Annotated in this window: 22 protein-coding genes; 9 read left to right on the plus strand and 13 right to left on the minus strand. The window is 57.1% G+C overall.

Annotated features, from left to right (window positions below; all coding sequences use genetic code 11):
• Position 1: 1 nt before the first annotated feature.
• From ACO6TI_RS28510 to ACO6TI_RS28530, 5 genes are all read right to left on the minus strand, one after another.
• The gene (locus ACO6TI_RS28510) at positions 2-430 is read right to left on the minus strand and encodes a hypothetical protein (protein ID WP_055117889.1); all 429 of its coding nucleotides are present in this window, start codon (positions 428-430) and stop codon (positions 2-4) included.
• A gap of 402 nt (positions 431-832) precedes the next feature.
• Positions 833-2,680: a putative bifunctional diguanylate cyclase/phosphodiesterase gene (locus tag ACO6TI_RS28515; RefSeq protein ID WP_055117891.1), complete on the minus strand. Its 1,848-nt coding sequence runs from the start codon at positions 2,678-2,680 to the stop codon at positions 833-835.
• Between the two features lie 128 nt (positions 2,681-2,808).
• Positions 2,809-4,125: a methyl-accepting chemotaxis protein gene (locus tag ACO6TI_RS28520; RefSeq protein ID WP_422383845.1), complete on the minus strand. Its 1,317-nt coding sequence runs from the start codon at positions 4,123-4,125 to the stop codon at positions 2,809-2,811.
• Positions 4,126-4,323: 198 nt separating this feature from the next.
• Positions 4,324-4,725, minus strand: coding sequence for a DUF2177 family protein (locus tag ACO6TI_RS28525; RefSeq protein WP_029065142.1), 402 nt, complete (start codon positions 4,723-4,725; stop codon positions 4,324-4,326).
• 90 nt (positions 4,726-4,815) lie between these two features.
• A complete protein-coding gene (locus tag ACO6TI_RS28530) occupies positions 4,816-6,603 on the minus strand; it encodes an ABC transporter ATP-binding protein (protein WP_422385343.1) in 1,788 nt (595 codons plus the stop codon).
• Between the two features lie 226 nt (positions 6,604-6,829).
• Between ACO6TI_RS28530 and ACO6TI_RS28535 the strand changes: the two genes are divergently transcribed.
• Both ACO6TI_RS28535 and hemF read left to right on the plus strand, forming a co-directional pair.
• The gene (locus tag ACO6TI_RS28535; protein ID WP_104703900.1) at positions 6,830-7,300 is read left to right on the plus strand and encodes a tRNA (cytidine(34)-2'-O)-methyltransferase; all 471 of its coding nucleotides are present in this window, start codon (positions 6,830-6,832) and stop codon (positions 7,298-7,300) included.
• Between the two features lie 47 nt (positions 7,301-7,347).
• Positions 7,348-8,274, plus strand: coding sequence for an oxygen-dependent coproporphyrinogen oxidase (hemF, locus tag ACO6TI_RS28540; RefSeq protein WP_422383846.1), 927 nt, complete (start codon positions 7,348-7,350; stop codon positions 8,272-8,274).
• 18 nt (positions 8,275-8,292) lie between these two features.
• On the opposite strand, the gene ACO6TI_RS28545 is transcribed toward hemF, so the two are convergent.
• The 5 genes from ACO6TI_RS28545 to ACO6TI_RS28565 all read right to left on the minus strand — a co-directional run bounded on the left by ACO6TI_RS28545 (position 8,293) and on the right by ACO6TI_RS28565 (position 12,307).
• Complete coding sequence (locus ACO6TI_RS28545; RefSeq protein WP_055117904.1) at positions 8,293-9,387, minus strand: HD-GYP domain-containing protein; 1,095 nt, start codon at positions 9,385-9,387, stop codon at positions 8,293-8,295.
• Between the two features lie 107 nt (positions 9,388-9,494).
• Positions 9,495-10,739 carry a CCA tRNA nucleotidyltransferase gene (locus tag ACO6TI_RS28550; RefSeq protein WP_422383847.1) on the minus strand — a complete coding sequence of 415 codons (1,245 nt, stop codon included), beginning with the start codon at positions 10,737-10,739 and terminating at the stop codon, positions 9,495-9,497.
• A gap of 3 nt (positions 10,740-10,742) precedes the next feature.
• The gene (locus ACO6TI_RS28555; protein ID WP_055117908.1) at positions 10,743-11,003 is read right to left on the minus strand and encodes a DUF6111 family protein; all 261 of its coding nucleotides are present in this window, start codon (positions 11,001-11,003) and stop codon (positions 10,743-10,745) included.
• On the minus strand, positions 11,003-11,653 hold the full coding sequence (locus tag ACO6TI_RS28560; RefSeq protein WP_055117910.1) for a CoA pyrophosphatase: 651 nt from the start codon (positions 11,651-11,653) through the stop codon (positions 11,003-11,005). The genes ACO6TI_RS28555 and ACO6TI_RS28560 overlap by 1 nt, the downstream gene beginning before the upstream one ends.
• A gap of 54 nt (positions 11,654-11,707) precedes the next feature.
• A complete protein-coding gene (locus ACO6TI_RS28565; protein WP_055117911.1) occupies positions 11,708-12,307 on the minus strand; it encodes a DUF1285 domain-containing protein in 600 nt (199 codons plus the stop codon).
• 273 nt (positions 12,308-12,580) lie between these two features.
• Between ACO6TI_RS28565 and ACO6TI_RS28570 the strand changes: the two genes are divergently transcribed.
• From ACO6TI_RS28570 to ACO6TI_RS28585, 4 genes are read left to right on the plus strand one after another with little or no spacing between them, the layout of a single operon-like run.
• Positions 12,581-13,600: an AAA family ATPase gene (locus ACO6TI_RS28570; RefSeq protein WP_104703904.1), complete on the plus strand. Its 1,020-nt coding sequence runs from the start codon at positions 12,581-12,583 to the stop codon at positions 13,598-13,600.
• Positions 13,601-13,631: 31 nt separating this feature from the next.
• Entirely contained in the window at positions 13,632-14,555 is a 924-nt protein-coding gene (locus ACO6TI_RS28575) for a DUF58 domain-containing protein (protein ID WP_055117916.1), read from the plus strand.
• A 4-nt stretch (positions 14,556-14,559) separates the two neighbouring features.
• A complete protein-coding gene (locus ACO6TI_RS28580; protein ID WP_422383848.1) occupies positions 14,560-17,379 on the plus strand; it encodes a DUF4159 domain-containing protein in 2,820 nt (939 codons plus the stop codon).
• 8 nt (positions 17,380-17,387) lie between these two features.
• The gene (locus ACO6TI_RS28585; RefSeq protein WP_108875589.1) at positions 17,388-19,463 is read left to right on the plus strand and encodes a hypothetical protein; all 2,076 of its coding nucleotides are present in this window, start codon (positions 17,388-17,390) and stop codon (positions 19,461-19,463) included.
• On the opposite strand, the gene ACO6TI_RS28590 is transcribed toward ACO6TI_RS28585, so the two are convergent.
• Complete coding sequence (locus ACO6TI_RS28590) at positions 19,416-20,207, minus strand: substrate-binding periplasmic protein (protein WP_055117922.1); 792 nt, start codon at positions 20,205-20,207, stop codon at positions 19,416-19,418. The two genes, ACO6TI_RS28585 and ACO6TI_RS28590, sit on opposite strands and share 48 nt — an antisense overlap.
• Before the next feature lie 224 nt (positions 20,208-20,431).
• Positions 20,432-20,926 (minus strand): GNAT family N-acetyltransferase, encoded by a 495-nt coding sequence (locus tag ACO6TI_RS28595; protein WP_055117924.1) that lies wholly within the window; start codon positions 20,924-20,926, stop codon positions 20,432-20,434.
• A gap of 374 nt (positions 20,927-21,300) precedes the next feature.
• On the opposite strand from ACO6TI_RS28595, the gene ACO6TI_RS28600 reads away from it, so the two are divergent.
• A complete protein-coding gene (locus tag ACO6TI_RS28600) occupies positions 21,301-22,275 on the plus strand; it encodes a glutathione S-transferase family protein (protein WP_055118102.1) in 975 nt (324 codons plus the stop codon).
• A gap of 24 nt (positions 22,276-22,299) precedes the next feature.
• On the opposite strand, the gene ACO6TI_RS28605 is transcribed toward ACO6TI_RS28600, so the two are convergent.
• Positions 22,300-22,785 carry an NUDIX domain-containing protein gene (locus ACO6TI_RS28605; RefSeq protein ID WP_082442897.1) on the minus strand — a complete coding sequence of 162 codons (486 nt, stop codon included), beginning with the start codon at positions 22,783-22,785 and terminating at the stop codon, positions 22,300-22,302.
• Positions 22,786-23,115: 330 nt separating this feature from the next.
• On the opposite strand from ACO6TI_RS28605, the gene ACO6TI_RS28610 reads away from it, so the two are divergent.
• Together ACO6TI_RS28610 and ACO6TI_RS28615 are read left to right on the plus strand one after the other, a co-directional pair.
• A complete protein-coding gene (locus tag ACO6TI_RS28610) occupies positions 23,116-23,241 on the plus strand; it encodes a hypothetical protein (RefSeq protein WP_268873271.1) in 126 nt (41 codons plus the stop codon).
• A gap of 81 nt (positions 23,242-23,322) precedes the next feature.
• Positions 23,323-24,252: a metallophosphoesterase family protein gene (locus tag ACO6TI_RS28615; RefSeq protein WP_196894354.1), complete on the plus strand. Its 930-nt coding sequence runs from the start codon at positions 23,323-23,325 to the stop codon at positions 24,250-24,252.
• Positions 24,253-24,352: the final 100 nt, after the last annotated feature.

Below are 24,352 nucleotides of genomic sequence, written 5' to 3' on the forward strand. Positions count from 1 at the left end.
ACTACCTCTCAGATCCGCTCAACCGCAGCACAGTCAGATGCACGAGGGCATCTTCCTTGCCGACAGGTTGGGATCGCGGACGAATTGTTGCCCCGGCCGCCATGACAAACAGGCCGGTCATAAGACTTGTGAAGGCAAGCGCAATGATTGCTGTGCCCCAGAAAAGGGCACCGAGTTGATCGAAGAACAGGGAAACCGGAATGGTTTCACCGGCAACCTCCAGCGCTTCGATCCGGCTCAGGTTAAAGATGAAGACCGGCACGAAGAGAACCACGGCCACGCCAAGGGTAACGCCGAGAAAAACACCGGCCGACACAAACGCGCGTCCGATCCTGCCTGCCAGCCCCACCTTTGCTTGCGGCGTGGATGGAATCTCGAAATCCGGACGGTCTGCCAGTGCAGACAGGTCCTGCGGATAATGCGAATTCATCGGAACAACTCCGAAAAGGGAACTTGATCAATGGTGACGGCGAACATGCAGACGACGCATGCAGCACGGTAGGACGGCTTGAGCCCGTCACCGCAAAGCTATTTGGAAAGATGAGGTTTGACGGCGCCTAACGCTGCCTGACAATTCCCTCGATGCAACCAGCGTGGGCGGTGGATGCGTGGATCGCGAAATGATCTATCATGTATGCCCTCCTGGTTGCGCGGCCGGGCGGCCGCTGGGAAAAATCCAAGTCAACAAGGTGAAGTTGACTGGTTGCGTTGGTAACCGCTTTTTGTCTGGTTGAAAAGAGGCAAATCACACCAGCGGCGCACGAAGCTGACAACTGTTGCCAAACGGACACAACCCCTCATTTGCCGGCAAGACCCGCCAGCAATTGTCGCTCTACATCGCGAATTCGCGCAGGTGTATCTCCGCTTCCCGCGCTGAAAGTGGCCCGGAAATCAACTGGCCCTGAATGAAGTGACATCCGAAATCTCGAAGTATTTCCAGCTGTTCCAGCCGATCGACGCCTATGGCCATCACCTTGCACTCGAACTTTTCCGCAAGCCTGACGATGGATTGTGTCAAATGACGCTTCTTTGTGTGGGATTCCAGATCTCCAACGAGCCATGGGCTGAGTTTCAGGAGATTTGCATTGACCCGAATAAGCTGTCCGGCTCCGCCGCGGCCGCCTCCAACTTCATCGAGCGCAATCCGGCAACCGGTTCCGGACAAACGTCCTATCGCACATTGCAGACCGTCGTGTTCATCGAAACGGACAATCTGCTCATTCAGCTCGATGGTCAGATCAGCGACTGGAATTTCGGCTTCTTCACACAGTCGGACCAACTGCTCCCCGAAGCGTGGATTGTCAACACTCGCACCGGTCAGATCGACTGACAAGGTGATGGGTCGGTTTGCAGCTTCCCGAAGCCTTCTGATTTCCGACAGGCCTTCCTGCAATGCAAATCGTTCGATCTGCGCAATCCGTTTGGAATCTTCCTGAGCTGACAACATCTTTGCAGGGTCAACCAGTCCTTCTGACGGATGCAGCCAGTGCGCCGATGCTTCGTATCCGGTGATCTGCTTCTGTTTCAGGTCATATTGCGGTTCCATGAGCAGTGTCAGGTTGTTGTTTTCAAGGTCCTGATCGAGCCTGGCCATGTTCATGCGCCGGTGCCGGTGCGCCGTTCCAAGTGCATCGGTGTACCAAGAGAACCGGTCACGACCGGCTTTCTTTGCGGCGTAAAGAGCGATATCGGCCCGGTTGATAAGCTCTGCGAGACTGGTGTTTTCTGTCTCGGCAAGAACAAGACCAGCACTGACTGCAACCTTCAGTCTTTGTCGTTCGACCATGATCGGCTGATCCAAATCGCCAAAGATCTGTTGCACGAGACTTTCCATCTGGTCCGGCCCGTCAGGATCCGAAATGACGGCCAAAAACTCATCTCCCCCAACCCTCGCAACCAGTCCCTTTTCCTGCAGCACCGACTTGAGCACACCCGCGACAAGCCTCAGCACGGCGTCACCGGCACTATGACCATGGCTGTCGTTGATCTCCTTGAAATGATCGAGGTCGAATTGAATGACACCCACCTTGCGCGATTTGCCGTGATCCCGCGACAAACACTCCTGCAGAAAGGACGTGATTTTCGCACGCGTTGCCAGACCGGTCAGTTCGTCGTGTTCAGCCTGATACTTCAGCCGTTTTCGGGTTTCTTCAAGCTCTGCAAAGCGTTCAACCTCGCGGGTCACATCCTGACACAGGATGATCATCCGCGTTTTTTCCTCGGTTTCGCCCTCGACCTTTGCAAATGTTAGCTGGTTCCAGAAAAGCTCACCGTTTTTCCTCCGGTTCTGGATCAGTTCCTTGAATCCTGACGAGAATTTTTTCAGGTCAAACTTGAAATTCTCCAGTTCCCTCGATGAAAGCTGCTTGTCCGGAGGAAGAACAAATTCCTGTGGTTGACGTCCGCGAATTTCCTCGGCGGAATATCCGGTTATGCGTGTATAGGCCGGGTTGGACCATTCGATCCGTCCATAGATGTCCTGCATGACAAGGCCCTCGTGAGCGTGCTCAACGACGGTTTCGAGAATTGCAGCATCGTTTCCGAATTCCGAGGCGGACCTGTTCCCGACTTTCTTGGCGTGCAATCGGCCAAGTAGAAACCCCACGGAGAGGAGAATGATTCCCACACCGCAAAACAAGATCAGATAAATCGCAGGCCAGTCGGTCGAAAATTCTTCCATGCAGATCTGATGAATACTCTGGTCATTTGAGACTATCCTGCCAAAATAACTTGAAAAAAACGCTAAGCAGAGCTCATCAAATTTTCGGTATTTATTGCAATATCAATTCATGAAATCATATGAAAAATCTACGCAGATCTTACACTTTGAAGAAATTGACGCACTTGCGATTGCAGATTGCTCGACAGGTCTCCCAGTTCACCGGAAGCGATTTGCATTTCGCTGGTTGCGGAACGGCTGACATTCATGACTCCACTCAACGTGCTCACGTTGCTGGTGACCAGTCCCGAGCTGACCCTTGCGGTGAGCGCGCTGCTGCTGATCTGTTGTGTTGCAGCTTCCTGCTCTTCAACCGCTTCCCTGATCTTGCTTGAGATATCACTCACCTTCCCGATGGTCTCTGCGATAGTGCGGATGGCATCCACGGAATGTTCGGCAACGTCTTGCACGGATGCCACCTGAGCGGAAATATCGTCCGTCGCGCGTGTCGTTTGTTCGGCCAGGGCCTTGACTTCATTGGCTACCACCGCGAAGCCGCGTCCGGCGTCACCAGCCCTGGCAGCTTCGATCGTCGCATTCAGGGCGAGAAGATTGGTCTGGCTCGCGATCTGGCCGATCAACTCCACGATTTCGCCTATCGCCTTGCCGGTTTCAGACAGCCGGCCGACAATCTCGTCGGTCTTGCGTGCTTCCACCACGGCGACACTTGCGATTTCCGCGGCCTGGTCCACGTCTTCCCGAACGCGATTGAGGGAACCTGACATGTCTTCAGTTGAACTGGTCACCGTTTCAACCGAATTTGTTGCGTCTTCTGTCGCCTGACGCACCTCCTTGACCGCCCGCAGCGAGGAATTGACGGCATCGTCAAGCTTGCCCGAATTAAGCTCAACGCTTTCCGCTGACTGCAACAGCGAAGACACGACGCAGATCACGGACTTTTCAAAGTCGTCTGCGACATCATGCATAAGTGCTTTTCGTTCTTTGCCAAGCGCTTCCTGATGGGCCAGTTCCTGCCGGGCCTGTTCCTTGGCCTGTTGCGCGAGGTTTTCACGAAAAGCGGTAACGGAACGGGCGATGGCTCCGATTTCGTCGCTGCGGTCATTGCCGACAATCTCTATGTCCAGGTCTCCGGTCGAGAGCTTGTCGAGGCCGTTCTGCAAACGTGCGAGGGGTCTGGCAATTCCTATGGCGAGCAACAGCGCCATTGCGAGAAAAGCCAGTCCGACGGGTGAGACGACAAGCCCGATTGTAACCATCTGATCCAGGATCAACGTATCGATGTTGCCGGCGACGTTATCGGACACAAACGCCTGGGCACCGGCAGGCGTTCCGATTTTCTCAAGCATGGCCTGGCGGAACGAGAAAAAGGCAAACGCCGTTCCTGCCATCATGATGACAGCGGCGGTTAGAACCATGGCAACGAAACGGCCCTTGATCGAAAGCATCGCGGTGGAATCCCGATTTTTTGGTAGGTCGTGAACCCTGTTCGCAGGTTTTCACATGCCGGGAGCATACAGCGCGATGCGTAAAAATTCAGTAAGGACAGAGACTTAGGGATAATACGTAGGGATCTGGCCGCGATCGGCTGACCGGCCTTTGGGGAGTGGAAAGAAAGACGCGGGCGGAGAAACCGGTTGGCTCTTCTAAGACACCATGCGCGTCAGAGTGTATCCCATTCCCGCCGAGAACGCCGACAACGCAGTCCCCCAGGAGACGTCCACGACGGTGACGATTACGGGCCAGTTCCTGAGTGTTGCATAGTTGGTCACATCGTAGGTGGCGTAGGTAAAGAACCCGAACATGGCCCCATAGATCACGGCAGTCGCAAGACTTTCGGATTTCAGTGCGGGTGCAACGGCGAACACCACTATGCCGACGACATAGATGATATAAAACGCACCCGCTGCAGCCATGTTGGGTTTGTCCATCAACAGATGTCCTATCCTGTCAAAATAGAACCGGGTCGCCACCTGTGACAACCAGACGTAATCGACCGCAAGAAAAACCAGTGCGGTCGCGATATATGCAATGGCGTGCTGAACCATGAGACCCTCAGTGAAAGAACACGATCTCTACGTTCATCCAGGCGTTCCGGATCAGATCGGAAGATTCGAATCCGCCTGCAAAAACAGTTGTCACGCCGGAACCACATCCGCCTTGAGAAATCCGCCGGACTGCCGGTGCCAGAGCTGGGCGTAAAGGCCGGTCTTGTCCGAAAGCAGTGTTTCGTGGGTTCCTTGCTGCACGATCCGGCCGTTGTCCATCACGATGAGACGGTCCATGGCTGCAATCGTCGACAGACGGTGTGCAATTGCAATGACAGTCTTGCCGGCCATCAGACTTTGCAGGTTGTCCTGAATCGCGGCCTCGACTTCCGAATCAAGCGCTGAAGTTGCCTCGTCAAGCACAAGTATCGGCGCATTCTTCACCAGTACACGTGCAATTGCGATGCGCTGGCGCTGACCGCCAGACAGCTTGACACCTCGTTCGCCGACAAACGCGTCAAACCCCGTGCGTCCCTTCTTGTCTTCAAGCTGCTGAATGAAATCAAGGGCATGGGCCTTGCGGGCAGCGTCAACAAGGTCTGCATCACTGGCTGTGCTGCGCCCGTAAAGTATGTTTTCGCGTATTGACCTGTGCAGCAAGGAGGTATCCTGCGTCACCATACCGATTGATCGGCGAAGAGACTCCTGCGCGACGTTTCTCACGTCCTGGCCGTCGATGATGACCCGGCCGGCTTCCAGGTCGAAAAACCGAAGCAACAAACTCACAAGCGTGGTCTTTCCCGCCCCCGACGGACCTACAAGACCAACTCGTTCGCCGGGCTCAATCGACAGATTGAGATGATCGATGACGCCGCCGTCCTTGCCGTAGTGGAAGCGGATGTTTTCAAATTTGATCGCACCCTGATCAACGCTGAGAGCCTTTGCATCCGGCAAATCGACAAGGGAAACAGGTTTGACGATTGTCTCCATGCTGTCCTGCAATGACCCGAAGTGCCGGAACAGTCCGTTCAGCTGGTTGAACAGGCGATTGAGCAGGATGTTGAGCCTCAGGATCAAGCTGAGTGCGAAGGCAACGTGACCGGTACTGATGTTTCCGTCCTGCCAGACATTCAGTGCCATTGCGGTGATCGAGACGATCATGACCCCGTTGATCAGTGACATGATCATCCGGATCGATGTCAGATACCGGGTAAACTGTCTCAGCTTCGCGGTAAAATTCTCAACCGCCCGCCTGGCTCCCTGGTTTTCCTCGCGCATGGAGCCAAACAGCTTCACCGACTGGATGTTGGTATATGTGTCGACAAGCCGGCCTGTGACCCCGGAATAACTGTGAGCCGTTTCTTTGGAGGCATTGCGGATTCGCGGGACGAAATACAAAGCCGTCACGGCAAAGCAGATGAGCCAAAGCGCAACGATTGCTCCCAGTCTGACGTCAAGCTCGGTGATCAGAACCAGTGTCGTGATTGCGTAGACAATGATGAACCAGACAACCTGCAAGAGATTGATCATGAAGTCACCGGCAGACATTCCGGACTGCATCACCTTTTGCGCCAGCCGTCCGGCAAGGTCGTCCTGGAAATAGCTCAGGCTCTGGCGCATGACCCGCTGATGAGATTGCCACCTGACAAGGTTGAAAAAGCCGGGAACGACTGCCTGCTCTTCAACCAGAGCCATCAGGGAATTGACGATCGTACGCAAGATCAGGACGACGAACACCATCCACAGCAACGTGCTGGCGTGATCGCTGAAGAACGTTGCCCGGTTGCCGTTTTCCAGAAGATCCACGATCCTTCCGAGAAAATTGAAAACCGTGACTTCGACGAAGGCCGACGCTCCGCCGAGCACCAGCATCGCAATGAACGGCCAGCGGACCTGGCTGACGAAATAGAGCAGGAAGCGCACACCGCCGTGCGGCATACCCTTCTGTGGGGGCGCGCGAAACGGGTCGATCCAGGTTTCAAACAGATGAAATAGCGGGGACACGGGGCGTCTCCAAAAGAACGGATACGAATCTGGTTGTTATTCTACGCGCCCTGAACAGGGCACGGTCAAATAAATGCGCATCATAGACATGCGCCGCACATGACAAATGCCGGGTAAACTGGTATCCACCGCGGCCTGCAAGTGCGAGTCATCCAAGCTTATGCCACAACTAGCCCTGTACCAGCCTGACATTCCGCAAAATACCGGCACGATCCTCAGGTTGGCTGCCTGCATGAGTGTCACGGTTCATCTGATCGAACCTGCCGGATTTCCAATCTCCGACAGTGCATTGAAGCGGGCCGGCATGGACTATCTGGAACGGGCAACGATGAGACGGCACAGGAGTTTTGCGGATTTCGAGCTGTTCCGGCTGACGCAGAACAGGAGACTGATACTCCTGACAACGAAGTCGGACACCTTTTATACGGACTTTCAGTACCGTTCCGAGGACATTCTCCTGATGGGACGCGAAAGCACGGGTGTTCCCGAAAGCGTGCACGAACTTGTCGATGCACGCCTGACAATTCCGATGGCCGAAGGAATGCGCTCGATCAATGTTGCCGTTTCGGCTGGCATGGCGCTCGGGGAAGCCTTGCGGCAGACCGGCACATTTCCTAAAAGCGCCTTCTGACATACGCACGTGTACAAGCGGTACATGAATCATCGAAGGCCGATCACATGAATGCACCTTCTCCGGAAAATCGCGGCGGTCCGATCCCCGACGGCATCGAAGACAAGAAACAGACTGCTCCGGCGTGGTTCCAGGAATTGCGAAACCGAATTTGCAAGGCATTCGAAGATCTCGAAGACGAGATCGGCTCGTTGTCCGGCCCGCTCGCAGACCGACCTGCCGGACGGTTCGAGCGCACCCCCTGGGAACGAACAGACAGTTCGGGGGCGAAGGGCGGCGGCGGTGTCATGTCGATGATGCATGGCCGTGTCTTCGAAAAGGTGGGGGTTCACGTATCAACCGTGCATGGCGAGTTCTCGCCAGAATTCCGAGGCCAGATTCCAGGTGCTGCGGAGGATCCACGTTTCTGGGCCTCGGGCATCAGCCTGATTGCCCACCTGCACAATCCGCACATCCCGGCTGTACACATGAACACGCGCATGGTCGTGACGACTCGTCAGTGGTTTGGCGGCGGCGCTGATCTGACACCGGTTCTCGATGCCCGGCGAACACAGGATGACCCCGATACGGTATCCTTTCACGAGGCAATGAAAGCGGCATGCGATGCACATGATGTTGCCGATTACGATCGCTACAAGGCATGGTGCGACGACTATTTCTTTTTGAAGCATCGCAATGAATCGCGCGGCATCGGCGGCATCTTCTATGACTACCTGCACAGCGAAGACTGGAACGCCGACTTTGCCTTTACCAAATCAGTCGGCGAAGCATTTCTCGCCATCTATCCCGATCTGGTCCGGCGGAACTTTGAAAAGAACTGGTCGGAAGCGGAACGCGAGGAGCAATTGATCCGCCGCGGACGATATGTCGAATACAATCTGCTTTATGACAGAGGTACGATTTTCGGGCTCAAGACGGGCGGCAACGTCGCTTCCATCCTGTCTTCCATGCCCCCGGTCGTCAAATGGCCGTAGAATAGAGCCGACTGCAGTTCATGCAGCGGGCGCTTGGCGGGAAACACCTCCAAAGGCGCGTCCAAACAGCATTTCCGCGAGATTGGCCACCATCTTCTGGTCCAGCTTCGGACCCATGTCTTTCAAGACAGACAAGGCGGTTCGCATGGGCATGCTTTCCTTGTAGGTCCGTTCTTCCGTCAACGCCGCAAAGATATCGCAAACGGTGATGAGGCGGACCTTTGGAATGATCCGATCAGCCTTCAGGCGGTTCGGATACCCGGAACCGTCCAGAAATTCATGGTGCTGTATCGCCATCCGCTTGATGTCGGGCGAGACTTCAAGTCTGCTCTTCAAGATATCCCTTCCGAACATCGGATGTCGGTCAACAATGTCGCGTTCTTCCTTCGTGAGCTTGCCGGGCTTGTCGAGGATTGTCAGCGGGATGCGTGTCTTGCCCACATCATGGACAAGGCCACCGGCGATCACTTCCTTGCAGTCTTCTTCGCTCCAGCCCAGATGCTTGGCGAGCATCCCGGCCAGTCCGGCAACCTGCAGGGAATGGCAATAGGTGGCACTGTGATGCGTTCCCACGGCATTGAGCCAGCAGGACAACCCATCCTTGGTCAGAGCTGTCAACATTTCCTCTGCGCTTTCATTCATCAGATTGATGCGGACCTTCGCGCCTTCCACCGTCGAAAAACAGAGGCTTTCCAGGAACGAATTGCTCTTGTTGTAGGCTTCTGCGGTTTGCGTGGGCGTATTTCTCGGCAAGGCCTCGAGAATATCTGTTTCAACGAGTGTCTTGACGCGCTTCAGGAGCAGCGCAAACGGCGCATCCCGTTCAAGCGTTTCGGTGTTGCCCAGCGCGGATGCCTGAATGACCTCCCTGCGCACTTTATGGGAGACCAGGCAAATGACAGGAATGGTCGCAATACTGTTCCAGGATGCTTTCAGGGCCGTCAGGCCTGCGTTGGTTGCTTCCAGCAATTCGACTACAGCAAGTTTGGCATCGCCAACCGTGTCCGGTGACACCTTGTCCATATCGATCAGCCGCGAGGGAAAAAAGAAAGGAAGTTTTCTGACCGGTGAATCCAGCGGAAGTGGTCCGTCTGAAATAAGAACAATTTGCATAGATTGTATTATCCGCGCCCTCAATCCAAAATAGTGACTTAATACCCACCGCACTTACCTTGGGGAAAATCACTCGATATATTGACGCTATTACTTTTAAAAAAACACTAAGATTCAGGACGCGAATGCTCAAGTAGTTGTTGACGTGTCAACGTAAAACCACTCGTTATCCATTTGCTTTCAAGGTGCTTGAGAAGTTTCCCCAACGCAGGTCCCGGTTTATGACCCGATGCGATCAGGTCCGCCCCCTTTATGGGGAACTCCGGAACCGCTTGATGCCTGACCGCCGAGAGCATGTTTGAAAAGGCACCGCGGTCTGCTGAATTCCGGGCGATACGCCCGGACCAGATGGCGAGCAATCCGTCCACCGATGCCTGTTTGCCGAATTCATATGTCAAGGCAGCCGCTTCCGGGAAAGCTTCTGAGTTTCTTAGTTTTTTCATCACTGCCCACGCCGTTTGCATGCGTTTGCGTTCCGCATTGGAAAGGCGCAGCCGGTCACAGATACGTTCCAGATCCTCCCGAACAAAACCTGCAAGCACAACAAGCCCGAGTTCCGGGTCGCGGGTCTCGCGGGCGACCTCGTCAAGCAGTCGCAAGGCTTCGTAGTCCTCAATTCGCGCCAGCCCACCGGTCGCGATTTCCCAAAGACCACAATCATTCATCATCTTGAGGGCATAGGCGGCAAGAGGAGCGCTCAGGAGGCGCCGCATTTCGTGCCCTATCCGTTCGGCCGACAACTGGCGCAGGCCATCTCGCTGCCGCAGACAGGCGCCCAGTCCTTCCCGATCCAGTTCACCCTTTCCATATGCTGCAAAGATACGAAAGAACCTCAGGATACGAAGATAGTCTTCCCGGATGCGGGCATCCGGATCGCCGATAAAGCGAACCCGTCTTGCAAGGCAATCCTCCAGTCCACCAAGTGGATCGTGCAGGTGGCCGTGCCGGTCCGCATAAAGCGCATTCATCGTGAAATCGCGGCGCCGGGCATCTTTCTCCCAGTCTCGGCCGAACACGACCCGCGCTTGTCTTCCATAGGTTTCCACATCCTCGCGCAAGGTGGTCACTTCGTAGGGAAATCCGCCGCTGATGATCGTGATCGTGCCATGATCGATCCCGGTTCCGATCGGTTTGAGACCGGCATCCTGCGCACGCTTCATGACAATTTCCGGCCGCGCCGTCGTTGCGATATCAACATCGGGAACCGGATAGCCGAGAAGGGTGTTGCGGATCGCGCCACCGACAGTTCTCGCCTCGTCTCCCTCCTGCTCTACCGCAGAGAACACGGCCTGAATGCCAGGAGCGCGCAACCAGTCGGATTCGCGAAGCCTATCATCGACATTGAGCGACATTGCCTACTCGAAACCACCGGGCACGAAGACGCCGTCCTTCATTTGCGTCGGTCGGTAGTCGGTGCCTTCCGGACCTCGGTTAAAGGTAGACATGACCAAAAACCCCACAATGACGAAGACAAGGCCCGTCACCGTGAGCCAGGCCAGTGGACCCTTTGCCCAACGATCCGGATGCTGACTCCTTTTGGTGAGCCACAACCAGAGTGCGTAACAGAAAAAGGGAAGTAAAAACAGGATCAGATGTGTCAGTGCAACACGCAACATCAGCTATAGACCGTTTCGTAAAAGGATCGGATGATTCCGGCAGTAACACCCCAGATATACCGTTCACCGAAGGGCATGGCGTAAAAATATCGTCGTTTCCCCTGCCATTCCCGGCTCAGCTTCTGATGATTGGCAGGGTCCATCAGAAAATTCAACGGCACTTCAAAGACATCCTCGACTTCATCGGGGTTGGGATGAAATGGTTCCGCGTCCCGGATGGCGCCGATTACCGGAACCACGCGATACCCCGAACCGGTCAGATATGGCGCAAGATTCCCGAGCGGTTCAACCTGACTGGGCGAAAGCCCGATTTCCTCATCCGCTTCTCTGAGGGCTGCCTCCACGGGACCATTGTCCGTCGGATCGATTTTCCCGCCCGGAAAAGCGACTTGTCCTGCATGTGACTTGAGATGGCCCGTACGCTGCGTCAGGACGACGCTCGGCCCCTCACCGCGTTGCAAGATACCGATGAGGACCGCAGCGTCTCTGGGCGGCCCCTCCCACCTTGCATAGGGTGGAAGATCAGGGTTGAGCACATGATCGCCGGTTTCCAGTCGCCTCTTCTCCCGCTCTGCTACCGCCAACCGGTCGCGAAGGATATCGGTCCAGTCTTCGTCCAAAATTGCCCGTCCTGTCTGCATTGACGTCATTCAGCCTGCCGCTCGGTCTCGAGGCTTGCGCGAACTATCAAGTTGGTCTCCGTTCTAAACCAGCAATTCGGCGTCGATGGCATAGAATTGCCCTCCGCTCCAGATTCCCATTTGCGCAGCGTTCGAACCATCGCGTTCAATGATCATGTCGGCAAGCTGATACATCAGGGCGCGGGTAAACAGTGCTTCTATCCTGCCTCTCACGAGAACATAGGGTTTCAATCCGCCGCTGTCCGGTTCTTTTTCAAATCGCAACGGGTGTTCGGCACCGACTTTGACCAGATCACCGAGATTTGTCCGCAGTGTCAGCTCCTGCTGCGAGCCTTCGCCGGCGACCGCCATTTCGACCGCCAGAAGAGGAGCGTCGTCCACCGTGATGCCGATCTTCTCGACCGGGGTCACCAGGTAGTGCTTGCCGTCTTCATCCTTGCGCAACACCGAGGCAAAGAGCTTGACGAGCGCGATGCGTCCAATGGGTGACCCGAGGTAGTACCAGGTTCCGTCACGCGCGATCCTCATGTCGAGATCCCCGCAAAACTCAGGATTCCACTTGTCGACAGGTGGTGGTGTCTTGTCTTTGGAGTCGGCCCGGCTCATCAGGGCCTTCAGGCCATCCGGCATTGTTTTTCCCATGGGTGCGAATCCGTCGGGCATAGGTTTTGAATTCCTTCAACAACTTATTCGAGGCCTCGGAAAATTTGCCAAGTCCGTGCCTCATCAGTCCGTTTTACTCATGACGGCAACACCAACAGGCCCCGTCTTTTCCCCAATCCGTGGAAAGAATATTGGCCCTTTCCACTGTATGGCGCACAATTGCGCCTTATCTAGAGAATTATATGGTGTCAGACTGCATGAGTCGCAGCAACCAAGGACAATGCCCAGGCGCCTGCCCATGCGTCGGGAACGACAAAACGGGAAAGGTGATTCATGAGTGTTCTTTCTCCCTCCAGCCCCAGCGACGAAGACCTCGCTGCTGTTGCCGAAAACGCAGAGCGCGCTGTCGCCCGCATCAGTGATGCAAAGACCGATATCGCCCGCGTCATTTTCGGTCAGGAGACGGTTGTCGAACAGTCACTGGTGACGATCCTGGCAGGCGGCCACGGTCTTCTGGTGGGTGTTCCCGGATTGGCGAAGACGAAACTCGTCGAAACACTCGGTACCGTCCTGGGGCTTGATGCAAGACGCATCCAGTTCACGCCGGACCTGATGCCATCCGATATTCTGGGGGCTGAAGTCATGGAACAGAGCGCCGATGGCGGCCGTTCCTTCCGATTCATACCGGGACCCGTGTTTTCGCAGCTTCTGATGGCCGATGAAATCAACCGCGCGAGCCCGCGAACGCAGTCCGCTCTTTTGCAGGCAATGCAGGAATATCACATCACCGTCGCAGGCCATCCGCACGACCTGCCGCGCCCGTTCCATGTTCTCGCAACTCAGAACCCGCTCGAGCAGGAAGGAACCTATCCCCTGCCCGAAGCTCAGCTTGACCGCTTCCTAATGCAGATAGACGTGCATTATCCCGACCTTGAAGCCGAGCGCCGCATTCTTCTGGAAACGACAGGTGCGGAACAGGCCGAAGCCCAGGTCGCGATGAAGGCCGAAGAACTGATGGACTATCAGCAATTGGTACGCCGCATGCCGGTTGGCGAATCCGTGGTCGAAGCAATCCTGAAACTCGTTCGCTCGGCCCGTCCGGACGAAGGCTCGGCTGCCGGGGATGTCACCAAGCTGATCGCCTGGGGTCCGGGGCCGCGCGCAAGTCAGGCCCTCATGTTGACGGTACGTGCCCGCGCGTTGGTCGACGGGCGCCTCGCACCTTCGATTGACGATGTGCTTGCACTTGCGGAACCCGTATTGCAGCATCGAATGGCGTTGACATTTGCTGCCAGGGCTGACGGTCATACTGTGAGAGACGTCGTTCAGCGCGTCAAAGAGACAATCGCCTGAATTCAAGTCTTTCGCAGGAGCCCGACGGTATATGGACCCCAGGAACACAACGGCAGGCATTGATCAGAATACTTGGCCGAACGTCATCGGCGAGGCAAGATCAGTTGCGGATGCGCTGCCGGATCTCCTGGTCGAAGCCAGCCATGTCGCCAGCTCGATCATCGCTGGCTGGCATGGTCGGCGCAGGGCCGGTCCGGGCGAAAGTTTCTGGCAATTCCGTCCATTCAACATGGGTGAACCGGCAAAACGCATCGACTGGCGGCGTTCCGCGCGCGACGACCATCTTTATGTCCGCGAGCGCGAATGGGAAGCCGCACATACCGTGTGGCTCTGGGCTGATCTCTCGCCATCCATGGTGTTCCGGTCGCAATTGTCCGAAGTGACAAAGCGGGACCGCTCTATTGTCCTGATGCTCGCTCTCGCCGACATGCTGGCGGAAACTGGAGAAAGGATCGGTCTGCCGGGCCTGACCCGCCCGTTTTCGGACCGGCGGGCGGCCGAACGCCTTGCAGATGCCCTGGCACATCTTTCGAAACCTGTCGCCTTGCCGGATACGATTTCTGTGAAAAGATTCGCGGACGTGGTGCTGGTCTCCGATTTCCTCGACCCGCTGGAGGAGATTGCGGCATGGGTCGCCCGGGTCGCGAGCACAGGTGCCAAGGGTCACCTCGTGCAGGTTCTCGACCCGATCGAGGAGACATTTCCGTTCGACGGTCGCATCGAATTCACCGACCCCGAACTGGGCACGCGAATAACCGCCGGCCGAGCGGAAAACTGGCAGGAGGACTATCACAACAAGCTGGAAGCTCACCGTGCCGAGGTCAGGGACATGGCGCGCCGTGCCGGATGGACCTATGTGCTGCATCATACTGACCGCCCGGCCTCCGAACCGCTTCTCGTTTTGCACAGTGCACTTTCAGGGGCACTCGATGTCATGAACAAGGGAGGCCTCTGACCCGATGTTTGCAGGCCTCCCCCTGACGTTCACCGCTCCGTGGATCCTGACTGCACTGGCACTTCTGCCGGTCATCTGGTGGCTGTTGCGTCTGACACCGCCACGACCGCGGGAAATTGCCTTTCCGCCCATGAGGCTGCTTCTGGACATCGATCAGCATGAGGAAACGCCGCAGCGCAGTCCCTGGTGGCTGACCTTGTTGCGCCTCCTGTTGGCTGCCATCCTGATCTTTGCCCTGGCCGGACCTGTCTGGCGTACAACGGAACCGGTCGACACAGGCCAAGGCGTACTTTGGCTTCTTGTCGACAACGGCTGGACTTCGGCAAAAAGCTGGGAGGCCCAGTCCGGTGCAGCCGAACAATTGCTTACCACCGCCGAACAGTCCGGACAGCCGGTGCTGTTCGCGGCGACCGCTGAAGGTCCGTCTCAGAGACTTGTTCCCGAATCGGCGACGACGGCGCTGGAAAAGCTTCGTGCTCTGGAACCCCGACCCTATCCACCGCAACGCAACGAACTCAGCATCGGATTGCGCAAGGCTGCCCGGGAAGCACTTCCCGGCGCAATTGTCTGGTTATCGGACAACACGCACACGGAAGGCGCCTTTCTGACGGACCTGGCTGCAATGACAGGCGAAGTTCCGATCACCGTTCTTGCAGGCCTCGATACACCGCTGGGATTGAAGGATCTGAAAAACGATGCGGATGCCCTCTCCGTTACTGTTGTGAGACATCCCGACCAGAAACTTGGAACGGCAAAGGTTCAGGCGCTGGATCTGAAAGGTCTCGTGCTGGGAGATGTCCAGGCGAGCTTCGATGCCGGCAACCCGGAAACGACGGCGCGTTTCGAATTGCCGAGTGAGTTGCGAAACGATATCGCCCGCGTCGAGATCGCCGGGGAAGCAGCCGCAGGGGCCGTCCAGCTCGTTGACGACAGCTGGCGGCGGCGCACAGTTGGCCTCATATCCGGCCAGTCGCGCGATCTGGACCAGCCGCTTCTGTCCCCGGTGTACTATCTCGAGCGAGCACTGCTGCCGTTTTCCGATATTCGCCAGCCAAAGGACGGAGACATTGCTCTTGCGGTACCGGCCCTGATCGATCAGGGGATCTCTGTTCTGGTGCTTGCAGATGTTGGTCGTTTGCCGGACACGACGACAGAAGAGTTGCGGGAATGGGTTGAAAACGGTGGCACGCTTGTGCGTTTTGCAGGTCCGCGCACGGCCGGAGGCAGCGATGATCTGATCCCCGTACGCCTTCGTGACGGAGATCGTTCGCTTGGCGGTTCACTGTCCTGGAAACAGCCTCAGCACCTTGCCGATTTCCCCGACGATTCACCATTTGCCGGGCTCAGGATTCCCGAAGAAGTCACGGTGAACCGACAGGTACTGGCCGAACCGACCTCCGATCTGCCTGAGCGGACCTGGGCGATGCTTGAAGACGGCACGCCGCTTGTCACGGCTGCACCACTGGGCGCTGGAAGCGTGGTCCTTTTCCACGTGACGGCAGACAGTTCCTGGTCGAACCTGCCGCTTTCGGGCGTATTTTTGAACATGCTGCGCAGGATTCTGGCGGTATCCAATGTTGCCGCGGCTTCGGAAACTGCGGATGACAGCACCTCGTCAGCCAGCGTGCTGCCGCCTTTGCGCCTTCTTGACGGCTATGGCCGTTTCGGCGCTCCGCCGGTGGAAGTCACGCCCGTGAACGCTTCTGATTTCCGCGAGGCGGCGGCAAGCCGCAGAACACCACCCGGCCTCTATGGCACCGAGGACGGGTTCCGGGCGCTGAATCTGATGCAGGCTGACGATGCGCTGCTGCCGCTCGACCTGACGGCATTGGGTTCAAGAGCGACCCTGACCGCTTATCCGGCATCCGACCCGATTGACTTGAGGGCTTTCTTTTTCACGCTTGCCTTCCTGCTCCTCGTTGCCGACGCGATTGCCGTTTTCCTGCTGGCCGGTGGCTTGAGCCGGATGAACCTTCGCAGCCGAACAGCGGGTGTAGCGGCATTGCTGGCATTGTCCCTGTTGGGATTGTCGGTAATCACACCGGGTCAGGTTGTGGCTCAATCGACGTCGGATGAATTGCGTGCGCTCGAATCGACCCTGGAAACGCGCCTTGCCTATGTCATCACCGGCAATCCGGAGATCGACGACGCCAGTGCAGCGGGGCTGTCAGGCCTCACGCGTTTCCTCGCCGAGCGGACAGCGCTCGAACCGGGAGCGCCCATCGGGATCGATCTGGCAGGCGACGAACTCGCTTTTTACTCGCTGCTCTATTGGCCGATCGACCCGGCCGCGGACAAACCCAACGACCAGACAATCGCGCGTATCGACACATTCATGCGCAACGGAGGCACAATCCTGTTTGATACGAGGGACCACATCAATGCCTCCGCAAGCGGGTTTTCCTCAACACCGGCGACACTGAAACTGCGAGAAATCCTGGAAGATCTCGACGTCCCGCCACTGCAACCCGTCCCGCCCGACCATGTCCTGACCAAGGCGTTCTACCTTCTCGACAGCTTCCCGGGACGCTATGCCGGAAGCCCTCTCTGGGTGGAAAGCCTAGAAGAGATAACGGCCCGGGGTGATCGTCCTGTGCGAGCTGGCGACGGTGTTTCGCCGATCATGATCACCGGCAATGATTTCGCCTCCGCATGGGCGATTTCCGAAGACGGCGAGTTCATGTATCCGACCGTGCCGAACAACCCGGTCCAGAGGGATTATGCCTTTCGCTCGGGCGTTAACATCGTCATGTACAGTCTGACCGGCAACTACAAGGCTGATCAGGTGCATATTCCCGCCCTTCTCGAACGGTTGGGGCAATAGGAGCGCTGATGGTCTGGTCACTTTCCTTCGACCCGTTGCTTCCCTTCTGGGCACTGATCGCCGGTGCCGTTGTGGCGTTTCTGCTCGCCGGACTGTCCGGCTACCTCAATCTGCGTGGCTGGGCGCTCAGGGCACTGACCATGGCCTTGCTGCTGTTCGCCCTGGCCAATCCCGCCGTTGAACGCGAAGACCGGGAGCCTCTTTCGAGCGTTGTGGCGCTTGTGATCGACAAGAGCCAGAGCCAGCGTCTTGCCGACCGGGAAGCGACGACCGAGGAAGTCGCGGCCGAGATACAGAGCCGTGTCGAAGCACTGAAAGGCTTCGACCTTCGTGTTCTCGAGGCCCGCAATTCGGGTTCAGGCAACGGAACGGAAGTTTTCCAGACGCTTTCCAATGGCCTTGCCGACGTTCCTCCCGAGCGGGTCGGCGGCGCGATCATCATCACGGACGGCCAGATACACGATGTTCCCGAGAGTGCTGGCGCACTCGGCTTCGATGCACCGGTTCACGGCGTGATCACCGGTGCGCCGGAGGAACGGGACCGGAGGATTGTGCTCGACAAGGCACCGAGATTTGGCCTGGTCGGTTCGGAGCAGACAGTGAGCCTGACAGTGGTCGACCAGGGTCAGGGCACAGGTCCTGGAGATCAGGTCCGGCTGACCGTCAAGCGTGACGGCGACGTCATCAGCGAGCGCACGGCGCGCACCGGTGAAAAGATCGACATTCCCGTCGAGATTGCCCATGGCGGCGACAACATCTTCGAATTCGAAGCCGAACCTCTCGGCGACGAACTGACCAACCTGAACAACCGCGCGGTGGTGACCATCGACGGCATCCGCGAGAACCTGCGGGTGCTGCTGGTATCCGGATCGCCGCATTCGGGCGAGCGTACCTGGCGAAATCTGCTGAAGTCCGACGCCTCTGTCGACCTGGTTCATTTCACCATTTTGCGCCCCCCGGAAAAACAGGACGGCACACCGATCAACCAACTGTCGCTGATCGCCTTTCCGACACGTGAACTTTTTTCCGTCAAGATCGACGAGTTCGACCTGATCATTTTCGACCGCTATGTCCGGCGCGGCGTGCTGCCAATGCTCTATTTCGACAACATTGCCAGATATGTCCAAAATGGGGGCGCCGTTCTGTTGGCGGGTGGTCCGGACTATGCGGAGGCAGGCAGTCTTTATCGGACGCCGCTTGCACCCATTCTGCCTGCAAGCCCGACCGGCGGCATTCTGGAAGAACCATTCTATGCAACCCTTGCCAGCCTCGGTGAACGTCACCCGGTAACGAGAGGCTTGCCCGGGTCCGAACAGGACCCGCCGGCTTGGAGTCGCTGGTTCCGTGCTGTCGATACCCAGCTTGACGCGGGGCATCAGCTGATGTCCGGACCGAGCGACTCGCCGCTTCTGGTTCTGAACCGCGAAGGCGAAGGCCGGGTTGCCATGCTTCTGTCGGACCATGTCTGGCTCTGGGCGCGTGGCTTTGAGGGCGGCGGCCCGCACGTCCCGCTGCTCCGCCGGCTCGCGCATTGGCTGATGCAGGAGCCTGATCTTGAAGAAGAGGCCTTGAACGTTTCCATCCTCGGGTCCGATCTCGTGATCGAACGTCAGACGCTTGGTGACACGATCGGTGAAGTCACCGTGACCACCCCGACCGGAGACGTGGACGAGGTCGCCATGACCGAGCAGGATCCAGGCCTTTGGCGCGGCACACTGCCAGCCACTGAAACCGGTCTGTTTTCGGTAACCGATGGAGAAATGAGCGCGCTCATTCACGTCGGACCGCAGAACCCGCGTGAATACACGGACGTGCTGTCGACGACCGAAGTCCTGTCGCCGATCAGCGAAGCGACCGGCGGCAGCACCGAGCGATTGAGGGATGTGGGCGGCGACCTGGATATCCCGCGCGTCGTCTCCATGCATCCATCGGCAAGTTACGCCGGCAACGGCTGGATCGGCCTGAAGGCGACGGAAGCCAGTGTCCTCAACGGCGTCGACCGTTACCCGCTGATGATCGGCCTTCTCGGGCTTGCGCTACTGCTCGGCATGCTGTCTCTGACCTGGTATCGAGAGGGACGGTGACCGGAACTGTTCCTCGCTCTGACCCGGTGCAGCATTACCGCCCTTGATTGTGTAGCTGTCGAGCGTCACCTGCAGACGATCCGTCAAGGAGGTGTCTGTTGCAGGGTTGCAGGCCAGCGACAGATCGACTTTCTCAACCGTGAATACGTTTTTTATCGATATCCCCTGCTCCCCGGCAACATATGGCGCTGACAGCAGACCGCCAAGCCAGAGCTGTGTACGACCTTGTTTGAGCATATTCAGATTAAGGGCGTCATCGTCGACCAGCACGAGATTGGGATGTCCTGCCTTCCGGGCTGCCAATGTACTGGTCCAGCCACCGACCGCTCCCGTGGCGTATGGGAAACTGTCCTCCATCTTGCTTAGCGAGATTTCGCTTTCTTCAAGCGCGAAAAAGGCAAAGCCGTCGATCTGCAATGGCCCGACCCAATTGAAGTCAGGCTCTCGCGCCGCAGTGCGCCACAGGGCCATGAAGCAGTGGTTCTTGTTGGTGTTCACGGCATTCAATCCGCGCCGGAACGGGCGTAAATGGATCTCTATCCGTATCCCGGTCCTGTCCGCCAGCGTTCTGACAAGTTCAGTCACTGAGCCTGCCGGTTCGCCATTGTCGCCACGGAAGTAAAACGGTTTGTAGTCTTCGGTGTAAATAACAAGATCGGGTTGCTTTTGCTCAATCGAAAACGCAGAAAACTGTACCTGAAAATATAGTACAGCAGATAACAATACATAAAAAATCAAGCGCATAGGAACTCCCAGATGCCGACGGCAGCTGTATTGCTTCGCGGATCCGTGGTCTATTTGCTTGGATTATAACTCATGATCTTGTTAAGAACAGCTTGTCTGTTCTTCCAACACTCCAATCCAGCACGTTTACACGGCTTGAGGTTACACCGTGCGCACTTGTTCCGGGGCCTTGCTTCTCTGTAGACGGAAACTCAAAGCTTGAAACGACGACTTGGCAACCCGCCTCAGTACCCGCCGTGCACCGCCCCCACAGGCATCTCCGCATCATTCATCAGCGCGACCAGCAGCCTTGCTGGATCAACAGGGCCCGGAAGCGTAATTTGGCCAGGAGGGACCTGCTGGAAACCGAAGGGACTGTAATAGGGCGCGTCGCCGACGAGAAGAACGATACCGTCACCTGCCAATTCGGCTGCGTTCATCGCCGTGCGCATCAGGGCCTTGCCGAGGCCCCTGTTCTTGAAGTCCGGAGAAACGGTCAACGGACCAAGCAACAGCGCTTCCGAGTCGCCGATCAGGATCGGTGACAGCCGGATCGACCCGGCAATGTGGGACCCCACAAGCCCGACAAATGCAAGATCCGGCCGATGGGGAACGTTCTCGCGAATGCGGAACGCTGTCCGGGCGAACCGTCCCGGTCCGAATGCTTCGGCCTGGAGGTCTTCGATGGCGGTGTTGTCTGCGGCATCTTCGAGCCGGATGACCCAAGTGGTCTGTTTCATGAGACTGTTCCTGAACAAGCGATCTTTAACCTAAGGCGCGCCTGCCAAAAACCCGAAGATGTGTTCTGATAGTCCGGGATTAAGTCAGCCGCGACGGAGCGGACGAGAGTTTTCTCGTCGGTCGGTTCGTCGTCGGAGCATCAGACCTGCGGTCATTAATCCCAGTCTCGTCAGTTGCGCCGGGGGAAATACGTCGACCCGGCGGTTCATTCGTGAGGCAAAGCGGTTACCACGCAACACTCTTTCGGTCCAGCGCTTTTTTGCAGGAAGGAAGTCCGCTGTAATTGTTCACCCATCCCGAACACAGCATTCAGTTGATTGATTTCCGGGCATGGCGCACAACCTTCTTCAAGAGGAAACGCAAGGAGCGCAACATGGGATTGCTGGTTGACGGGGTCTGGACGGACCAATGGTACGACACGAAATCGAGCGGTGGCCGGTTTGTCCGCAAGGACGCTTCGTTCCGCAACTGGATCACGGCCGACGGCTCGCCGGGCCCGAGCGGCAAAGGGGATTTCAAGGCGGAGGCCGGTCGGTATCATCTCTTTGTCTCCTACGCCTGCCCCTGGGCGCACAGAACGATGATCTTCCGCAAGCTCAAGGGCCTGGAAGACGTGATCACACTTTCTGCGGTACAGCCGCTCATGCTGGAAAACGGCTGGGAGTTTCCCGAAGCAGAACCTCTCACCGGTGCCAAATACGCATGGAACATCTACGCCAAGGCTGATCCGGCCTATACCGGCCGCGCAACTGTGCCGATCCTCTGGGACAAGACACGGGAAACGATCGTCAGCAATGAATCTTCGGAAATCATCCGCATGTTCAATTCCGGGTTCAACGGCCTGACAGGATCAACGCTGGATTTTTACCCCGAAGACCTGCGTGAGGAGATCGACACGATCAACGAGCGGATCTACCACACGATCAACAACGGCGTTTACAAGTCCGGTTTCGCAACCACGCAGGACGCCTATGAAGAGGCTGTCGAGGCACTGTTTGAATCACTGGATTTCGTGGAGGGTATCCTTGGTTCCAATCGGTACCTGACAGGAAACCGGTTGACGGAAGCGGACTGGCGTCTGTTCACAACACTTGTGCGTTTCGACGCCGTCTATGTCGGCCATTTCAAGTGCAACATCCGGCGGATCGTCGATTATCCGAACCTCTCCAACTACCTACTGGAACTTTACCAGACGCCGGGTGTGGCAGAGACGGTCGATATGGCGACGATCAAGCAGCACTATTACGGCTCGCACGAAAGCGTCAATCCGACGCGCATCGTTCCCGTAGGGCCGGAACTTGACTTCCTGAAACCACATGATCGTGGGCGCTTGCCGGCGGCAGCATGAGCAAAAACGGAAACAGGCCGAAATCTACCAGAATGCACCCGCGGGGTAAGAGCCTGTCCTGAATTCGTCGAGGCGGCGTCCGGTTGCCGGGCTGAGAGTGTCCGGCAAGGCGTCCGGCGCAAAAAAGCCGGCCTCGGCGATTTCCGTATTCGGATTTAGAAAACTATCGGCTTTGCTCCACTCCCTCAGGTGGAACAGGCCGACATGATCGCGCCCGGTTGCCTCCCGGTTGAGATACATGCCCAGCAAGCGCGGCGTCTCGGCAGCGATGACACCCGCCTCTTCCATGACTTCCCGCGCGGCAGCCTTGTCCAGCGTCTCGCCGCCATCAACGGCCCCGCCTGGCAGATACCATCCTTCAAGATAGGTATGACGAACCAGCAGAACCTGCTTTTTCTCGTTTTCAACGATAACCCTGACACCGAGGATGTAGGGGTTCCTGAGCAGCACTGCACTCTGGACGATCCTTTTGGTCCAGGAAGTCGGAAGAATGGACAATAACTTCAACATTTCATCAGATTGCAGCCGAATTCCCTAAAGTAAAACTAAATTAACCCATGCAATCGCTGCAGGGCTGATACGCTGGAATAGCGCTCCTACTTCGTCAAGTCAGTGCCTATATAACGTGCACAATGATGATTTCGAAGGCAGCCTTTGCCACTGCCGGGACCTCCAAAGGAACAAGACGATGTTGAACGCACTCTTCGGCAAACGCCGCACACGCCCCGCCCACTACCAGTGGAAGCCGTCAGTAGACCTCAGCAACCCACGCGTTGCTGCAGCATTGACCACTTTCCCGACCAACTAAGGTCCGGAAAAACCGAGAGCGGAGCAGCAAAGATGTTCGGTTTCGTAAATGTTGTGAATGCGACCCTGCGCGAGACGACCCGTAGCGCCGTAAGCGTGTCGGACAAGGCATCAAAGCCTGTTGCGGCGAAAGACAGCAAGGTCACGGCAAAAGCCTGACCGAAAGAAAATCCTGTTAAGCGTTCAATGCGCCGCGTTATTTCCTTGACGCGGCGCATTTTGATTTGAAGATGCGCCACCATGTTCACGCTTGCGCATCTTTCCGATCCCCATCTCGGCCCCTTGCCCGATCCCAAGCTCATTCAGCTCTTTTCAAAGCGCATTCTCGGCTACCTCAATTGGCAGCGGAACCGCTCCAAGATCATGGGCTCGACCTATCTTGACCAGCTTGTCGAGGACATGAAGGCCCAGGAACCGGACCACATCGCCGTCACGGGTGACCTGGTGAATATTGCACTTCCGCTTGAAATCGCCGGGGCGCGGACCTGGCTTGAGGAACTTGGCGAACCCGACGACGTCTCGGTCGTCCCCGGAAACCACGATGCCTATGTTCCAGGCGCAGTCCGCAAGGCCCGCACTGCCTGGTGGCCCTACATGTGTGCGGACGAGGCCAAGCGTGCACCGCCGCAGGAAACAAGGTCCGAGGCAACTTATCCCTATGTCCGGATTCGCGAAAACGTCGCCCTGATCGGCGTCACGACCGGTCGTGCCACAGCTCCCTGGTTTGCCACCGGCAGGGTTGGCAGCGATCAGGCGAAGCGTCTGCGCACCATTTTGGAGGAACTCGGCAAGGAGAACCTCTTTCGTGTCGTCATGCTGCATCATCCGCCGTTCAAGCAGGCCACGAAATGGCACAAGCGACTTTCCGATGCGTCGCGTGTACGGGCGGTGGTCAAGCGTGCAGGAGCGGAACTGATCCTGCACGGGCACACGCATATCGACAGCTTCGAGGAAATCGAAGGGCCCGATGGTCCCGTTGCGGTGGTGGGCGTGCCTTCGGCCACCAGCGCACCGGGAGGTCACAATCCGGCGGCGCGCTACAACCTCTTCAAGATCGAAAAGAAAGATGCCGGTTGGAACTGCCTGATGGAGGAGCACGGCTTCGAGGCTTCAAACACGCCTGTAACCCTGCTGAATGCCCGGGAGATCGCAGTCCCGAACAGCAATTGAAGCAACGAACGCGCCGTGAGTTCGAAAATTTCAAACTATCCGAATTTGCCGAAAACCGCCAACCAGGCGTTACGGAAGCAATCATTCGAGCAGCAGCCTG

Source organism: Roseibium album (assembly GCF_965233825.1).
GTDB lineage: Bacteria > Pseudomonadota > Alphaproteobacteria > Rhizobiales > Stappiaceae > Roseibium > Roseibium album.